Below are 7610 nucleotides of genomic sequence, written 5' to 3' on the forward strand. Positions count from 1 at the left end.
GAATGATGAAATAGAAGATAAGTTGAAAGTAAAGGTAAAACATCCGGGCTTTTCAGTACCTGAGCATTATTTTGACCAGCTTACGGAAAGAATTCAGACGAAGGTATCGATGGAAAAGTTAAAGGATCTTTCCGCTGGAGAAGGCTTTGCTGTTCCTGCCTCTTATTTTGAACAGCTGGAAGCAAGAATAAAAGAAAAAACCACAACGGTTAAATCAAAGAAAGAAGCTGGCATATTCCGTTTATGGCGATCAGACATCGTTAAATATGCTTCTGCGGCCTGCTTTGTTCTGGTGAGTGCCTTTGGTCTGTATATGAACAATCACCGCAGCATTCCTGCAGCAAAATCTACAGATATTGCGACAGAACAAAACCTGTTTGATATTGATGAACAAATGATCATCGATCATATTCAAGCCAACAAAAACGTAAAAACAACAACCAATGCTTCAGAAAAAGAATTGGAAGATTATATTTTAAATAACTATTCTCAAACCGACATTGCTTCGAACCTTTAAAAAGACAGAAGTATAATTTGAGTAAAACTATAAGAACATGAAAAACCTCATCGTATTGACTTTTTTAATCTGCCTTGGCCAATTTGCTTCAGCACAGCGTCAAAATGAAAGAAGCAATGACATTGAGTCTTACAAAGTGGCCTATCTGACCAGTAAACTCGAACTAACACCCGAAGAATCCAGAGCTTTCTGGCCAATTTATAACAACTGGCAAAAGGAACAAGCAGCGTTACGGGCAGAGCGTGCGGAAAAAATGATCAGCTTTAGAAAAACAAATGAAATCGATGACCTTTCTGACAACCAGGTAGAGTCATTATTAACCAACGAGCTTAATTTTAAACAAAAAGCGCTGAACATTGAGAAGAAATATTATTACCAGTTAAAATCCGTCCTGCCCATAAAAACGGTTGGAAAATACTACAGAGCCCAAGAAACATTCAAAAAGGAATTACTAAACCGTTATCGTGACGGCAGAAAGCGGGATTAACCCATTTTTTGCCTTTTAATCAGGTAAGCCTGCAGCACCGGAATAAAACCCTCCGCCAAATCAGCATCTATCCTGTCAATCTTATACTGCGCACATTTCAATTGAATTTGCTGCCGGTAGGCCTGCATCTGTTGCAGATAACGCTCTCTGACTTTGGAGGGATGCAGCTTTAAAGATGCACCTGTCTCCATATCAATAAACTCATAAGGTTTATTCTCAAATTCAAAAGCAACCTCTTTAGCCCTGTCGATTACATTAAACAGGATGACCTCATGTTTATTGAACTTTAAATGCTGTAATGAAGAAAATATGGCATCCAGTTGATGTTCCTGCCGGATGGTCTGAAGCATATCACTAAACACAACCACCAGCGACCTTTTGTGAATCAACTCAGCTACCTGGTGTAAAGCAACCGCCAGGTCTGTTGGTACGTTGACCTTTTCACGCTGCAATGCCCTCTCCAATTCAGCAAATAAATATTTCTGGTGCATTCCTGTAGACTTCGCAGGCGTGTTCAGGATCACCTGATCTGTAAACAAACTCAAACCAAAAGCGTCCCGTTGCCGCTTTAAAAGAAAGATCAGTGCAGCAACTGCCTGTACCGAAAAGCGAAGTTTATTAAACTTGCCACCGGGAAAATACATAGATGAAGAAACATCTATTACAAACTGACAACGCAAATTTGTTTCCTCTTCGTATCGCTTGCTATACAATTTATCCGTCTTAGCAAAAAGCTTCCAGTCTATATTTTTAACATTATCTCCCGGGTTATAGGCCCGGTGTTCTGCAAACTCAACCGAAAACCCATGGAACGGACTCTTGTGCAAACCGGTAATAAAACCTTCCACAACCTGTCTGGCCAGCAGTTCCAGATTATCCAGGGCATTTAAGTTCTCAGGGTCGAGTTGCGATGACATACCATAAATCTAGTAAAAATATACCTGCATAAAAAAAGCGTCTGCAAAACACAGACGCTTTCAAATATATCAGATTGTAATTACAATTGTTTATCTAATTTTCCTGCAAGTACCGATTTTGGAACTGCACCTACTTGTTTATCCACTACTTCACCACCTTTGAAGAACAACAAAGCAGGAATGTTACGAATTCCAAATTGTGTGGAGATCTGAGGGTTGTTATCCACATTCACTTTACCCACGATCGCTTTTCCTTCATATTCTTTGGAGATCTCATCAACAACGGGACCTACCATACGACACGGACCACACCATTCTGCCCAAAAGTCTACTAAAACGGGTTTATCAGATTTTAATACAACTTCCTCGAAGTTTGCATCTGTGATTTCTAAAGCCATAATTTCTATTTTATTTAATTGATTCTTATTTACTTACTTAGAGCTAGAATGAGTAGAAACATTTGAACTTATTGTTGCCCTTGTGATTACAAAGATATAATCAATACTAATGCCATTACGTTTGTAATGTCAAAATGACATTAGTTCAACTTATAATTGACAACATTCAAACCAGTTAACTGTTCAAGAAAATGGTTATTCGGGTTTATTTTTAACGATTTTGACGGCAAATCCAGTTGAATATTCTGTTCTCTATCATATACGGCAAAATTAAGTTTACAGTTCTGCTGATCTGTACTGGCCTTATTATCTTCTATAATTTCATGTATAGAGCTTAGGAAAGCTGCATTAATTCCTTCTATAGGTATTTGTATCGTCAGTGATTTGGCCAGTTTATCTCTCAGATCAGAAAGCAGGGCTATCGAAGTAATTTTAAACTCCCAATCCCCTTCCTTTCTAAAACGCTCTCCAACCCTTCCGCGGATCTGCAGGAAGTAACCATCGGTCAGGAATTGTTTGAACTTAATAAAATCCTCTCCAAAAAGGGCCAGTTCACAACTGTCATCATAATCCTCAAAAACAATCGTTCCAAAGGGCTTTCCAGTCTTGGTCATTCGCTGAGCCGCTATTACCACCAAACCGCCTACCACCAGCTCCCTGTTCTTAAGGGCTTCAAACTCCGCAAGTACCTCCTCATTGGTATCTCCAGTTCTGATTTTATTGATAATACTCAGGTGTTTCACCGAATGTTGACAGAAATTCTGCAGTTCAAATTTATAATTATCCAGTGGATGCCCACTTAAAAAGATCCCGATGGCATCCTTTTCATATTTTAGACGGTCAATCAATCCCCATTCGGGAGCAACTGGTAAAGGGGGTTCCATGATCAGATCTGCAATAGAGCCCCCAAACAGAGAGGATTGTGAAGAAGCCCCGTTGTTCTGGAAATCATTTGCATATTTGATCAGTTTCTCTATCCCGTTCAATTTGTCATTAATCCCCACATGAAAATACTGTGCCCGGTGGAAACCAAAGCTGTCAAATGCCCCGCTGTACACGAAACTCTCATAAGCCTTCTTATTGACAGTCCGGGTATTGGAACGTTTTGCAAAATCGTAAACACTGACAAAGTGGCCCTTTTCTGCCCTTTCTTCAATGATACTCTCTACGGCTTTCTCCCCTACACCCTTTACCCCGGAAAGTCCAAAACGGACTTCACCGCGATCGTTTACCGAGAATTTAATACCCGATTCGTTTACATCCGGCCCAAGTACCTGAACGTTCATTTGCCGGCATTCTTCCATGAAAAAAGCTACCTGTTTAATATCACTCATGTTGTTGGACAATACCGCGGCCATATATTCTGCAGGGTAATGTGCTTTTAAATAAGCTGTCTGATAAGCAATCCAGGCATAACAGGTAGAGTGCGATTTATTAAAAGCATAAGAAGCAAAAGCTTCCCAGTCTTTCCATATCTTCTCCAGTACTTGTGGTGCATGTCCCTTTTCTGCCGCCTGAGTTACAAACTTCGGCTTCATCTTGTCCAGAACATCTTTCTGTTTCTTACCCATAGCTTTACGCAAAACGTCGGCCTCACCTTTGGTAAATCCGGCCAGCTTCTGCGACAAAAGCATCACCTGTTCCTGGTAAACGGTAATTCCATAGGTTTCTTTCAGGTATTCCTCACAAGCATCCAAATCATATTTGATTTCTTCCTCCCCATTCTTCCGGCGAACAAAACTTGGAATATACTCCAGTGGTCCTGGACGGTACAAGGCGTTCATTGCAATAAGATCGGCAAATACCGTCGGCTTAAGTTCCTTCATGTATTTCTGCATCCCGTTACTCTCGTACTGGAAGATTCCAATGGTTTCCCCCCGCTGGAAAAGTTCATAGGTTTTAACATCATCAATAGGAATTTCATCGGGATTCAACTCAATGCCACTTCTCAGTTTCACCAGTTTTACCGTATCCTTGATTAGAGTCAGGGTCTTTAAACCCAAAAAGTCCATTTTCAGTAATCCAGCACTTTCTACTACCGAGTTATCAAACTGGGTTACATACAAATCTGAATCTTTTGCCGTAGCAACCGGTACGAAATTGGTAATATCATCCGGTGTAATGATCACGCCACAGGCATGAATCCCTGTATTCCTTAAAGAACCTTCTAATATTTTCGCTTGTTGTATGGTTTCCGCACTCAGGTCCTTAGATCCAGCCATAGCCTTAAGCTCTACAACCTTTTCATATTCATCCGCTCTAAGCGCTTCTTTTAAGTTCTTTTCATCCAGGTTAAAGATTTTGGCCAGCTTCATATTTGGGATCAGCTTGGCAATCTTATCTGCTTCAAAAAGCGGTAAATCTAATACCCTTGCAGTATCCCTGATGGAAGACTTGGCTGCCATGGTTCCGTAAGTAATGATCTGGGCAACCTGATTGGCCCCATATTTCTTAATTACATAGTCCATAACCCTTCCGCGGCCCTCATCATCAAAGTCAATATCGATATCGGGCATAGACACCCTGTCCGGGTTCAGGAAACGCTCAAAAAGCAGATCATACTTAATCGGGTCAATATTGGTTATTCCCAAGCAATAGGCTACAGCAGAACCTGCAGCAGAACCCCTTCCTGGTCCAACAGATACATCCAGGTTCCTGGCCTCCGCAATAAAATCCTGAACAATCAGGAAATATCCCGGGTATCCGGTTTTCTCTATGGTCTGCAACTCAAAATCCAGACGTTCTTTGATATCCGGTGTAATTTCTCCGTACCGTTTTTCCGCCCCAACATAAGTCAGATGTGCAAGATATTTATTCTCTCCCCTTTTTCCGCCATCCGCTTCATCCTCGGCCACAAGAAATTGTTCGGGAATACCAAATTTAGGTAAGAGTACCTCTCTGGCCAGTTTATAGCTTTCTACCTTATCTACAATCTCCCCAATATTGAGGATGGCTTCAGGCAGGTCTGCAAAGAGGTTTTTCATCTCCTCACCCGATTTAAAATAGTATTCCTGGTTGGGTAGACCATAACGATAACCACGCCCGCGTCCTATTGGCGTTGCCTGCTTTTCACCATCTTTTACACACAATAAGATATCGTGGGCGTTGGCGTCTTTTTTATTAATGTAATAGGTATTATTTGTTGCGATCAGCTTTACATCGTGTTTTTTAGCCAGGCTGATCAGCGATTTATTCACAATGTTTTCGTCATCCTGATTGTGACGCAGAACTTCTATATAAAAATCATCTTTAAATTGTTCTTTCCACCAGAGCAAAGCTTCTTCCGCTTGTTTTTCACCTACATTTAAGAGTTTACTCGGAATCTCTCCGTACAAGTTTCCCGAAAGAACCAAAATATCTTCCTTATAGGTTTCAATCACCTTTCTGTCTATCCTCGGCACATAATAAAAACCTTTGGTATAAGCAATAGAAGACATTTTGGCCAGATTGTGATAGCCCTTTTTATTCTTTGCCATTAATACAATCTGGAATCCGTTGTCTTTGCGACTCTTGTCCAGGTGATCTTCACATACAAAGAACTCACAACCTACAATTGGCTTTAGAACCACATCTACCGGCTCCTCTCCCTTCTCTACAGCAGCCTGGTTCCTGGCCTCTGCGCCTTTATTATAATTCAGAACCTGATTAACAAAATGAAAAGCACCCATCATATTGGCGTGATCAGTCATGGCCACTGCAGGCATTTTATCTGCAGCCGCAGCTTTGATCAGATCAGGAATATTGATGGTAGATTGTAATACGGAAAATTGTGTGTGGTTGTGTAAATGCGCAAATACGGCATTCTTCAATTCCTCCTGATTTTCCTTCAAGGCCTGTCTCGACAGACCACCACCCTCTGCCTTTTTTAGACGCTCACGAATTCCCTCAGAAGCGGCCTTAAGGTTAATATGTTTTAATCCTGTTGTTGGAATAACACCTGGATTACGTTCTTTGAAAGCCCTTACATAATCTGCATCCCTTTTGAGTTGTTCCGGTTTAAATCCATCAATTTTCAACAATTGCAGGAAACACCTCGTTGTCGCTTCAACGTCGGCAGTTGCATTGTGTGCTTCTGCAAAGGGTTCACCAAAAAGATATTGGTGCAATTCAGTTAGATTAGGCAATTTAAATCTACCTCCTCTTCCTCCTGGCAACTTTAGGAGTTCAGCAGTCACTTCAGTACAGGTATCCAATACAGGCATATCTGCCAACCGGTTTTCTACGCCATACCGGTAAAACTCACAGCCCATAATATTGACGTCAAAACCAATGTTCTGACCTACTATAAATTCAGCTTTGGATAAGGCGATATTGAATTTTGCCAGAACTTCTTCAAGTTCTATTCCCTGCTCTTCTGCCAGTTCTGTAGAAATTCCGTGGATACGTTCTGCATCATAGGGAATATTAAATCCCTTGGGTTTAACCAGATAATCTTGATTTTCTATCAGTACACCAAACTCATCATGGAGCTGCCAGGCAATCTGTATACAACGCGGCCAATTATCGGTATTGGTAATGGGCGCATTAAAATTACCTGGTAAACCAGTCGTTTCGGTATCAAAAATCAAATACATATGGGGGTAATTAAGGATTCTCGCTTAAAAAAAAGAATAGCCAAAATTACGGATTTTTTAAATGTTCCGAATGCTTAAACGGGAATAAATTCCTAATTTTCTAAGCTCCTGATTTTTCCGCTTCTAATGTACAGCTAACTTTTGCTTTGCCGCAGATTTATGTTCCTGCGAAACCAGTTTAGTGGTATCATATCCTTTCTCCTTGCAACGGGCAATAATATCATTAAGCAATTGGTCTTCAAGCTGAGGTTTCCTTGCCATAATAAATAAATATTTATGCTTAGGATGTCCGATCACTACATAGGAATAATCTTCTGCGAGTTCGATCACCCAGTAGTCTACTTTAAAAGGCCATACGAACTGGGCTTTATAAATGGCATTACCAGTACCCCTGACTGTAAACAACTTAGAGCGGATATATTTTTGCTTTTGCTCTCCAACAACTTTGTAAGTGGTAAATACTGCATAATACCCGTCTGGATGGATCACATAAGTCTCGATCGTGTGCCTCCAGTGCTTATCCAGGAACGTTGGGATGGAGCAAAGCGAGTACCACTTTCCGGCATAAGAGAGCACATCTACTTTTTCAACAGGTATATTGTCCATATCAAGTTCTCGTTTCTATAGTATTAAGCAAATGTAAATTCTTTATCATAAAACCCCCAAGGAATCATAAAGTTTTAAAAAGCATTTTTTATAAAGCAGTAATTGTATAAC

5 protein-coding genes and 1 pseudogene are annotated in these 7610 nt (G+C 40.6%); 2 read left to right on the forward strand and 4 right to left on the reverse strand.

Annotated features, from left to right (window positions below; translation table 11 throughout):
* Both DBR11_RS29550 and DBR11_RS10210 read left to right on the forward strand, forming a co-directional pair.
* Positions 1 to 517, forward strand: a pseudogene (locus DBR11_RS29550) (hypothetical protein); the annotation flags it as partial.
* 37 nt (positions 518 to 554) lie between these two features.
* Entirely contained in the window at positions 555 to 1004 is a 450-nt protein-coding gene (locus tag DBR11_RS10210; protein WP_108552239.1) for a hypothetical protein, read from the forward strand.
* Here DBR11_RS10210 and DBR11_RS10215 read toward each other — a convergent pair.
* The 4 genes from DBR11_RS10215 to DBR11_RS10230 form a co-directional block, all read right to left on the reverse strand.
* Positions 1001 to 1921: a DUF58 domain-containing protein gene (locus DBR11_RS10215; RefSeq protein ID WP_108552241.1), complete on the reverse strand. Its 921-nt coding sequence runs from the start codon at positions 1919 to 1921 to the stop codon at positions 1001 to 1003. The two genes, DBR11_RS10210 and DBR11_RS10215, sit on opposite strands and share 4 nt — an antisense overlap.
* Positions 1922 to 2001: 80 nt before the next feature.
* Positions 2002 to 2319, reverse strand: a complete 318-nt coding sequence (gene trxA, locus DBR11_RS10220; RefSeq protein WP_108552243.1) for a thioredoxin — start codon at positions 2317 to 2319, stop codon at positions 2002 to 2004.
* 140 nt (positions 2320 to 2459) lie between these two features.
* On the reverse strand, positions 2460 to 6893 hold the full coding sequence (gene dnaE, locus DBR11_RS10225) for a DNA polymerase III subunit alpha (RefSeq protein ID WP_108552245.1): 4434 nt from the start codon (positions 6891 to 6893) through the stop codon (positions 2460 to 2462).
* 123 nt (positions 6894 to 7016) lie between these two features.
* Complete coding sequence (locus DBR11_RS10230; RefSeq protein ID WP_108552247.1) at positions 7017 to 7499, reverse strand: lipocalin family protein; 483 nt, start codon at positions 7497 to 7499, stop codon at positions 7017 to 7019.
* Positions 7500 to 7610 lie beyond the last annotated feature (111 nt).

Origin of the sequence: Pedobacter sp. HMWF019 (assembly GCF_003061025.1) — a bacterium.
Classification (GTDB): domain Bacteria; phylum Bacteroidota; class Bacteroidia; order Sphingobacteriales; family Sphingobacteriaceae; genus Pedobacter.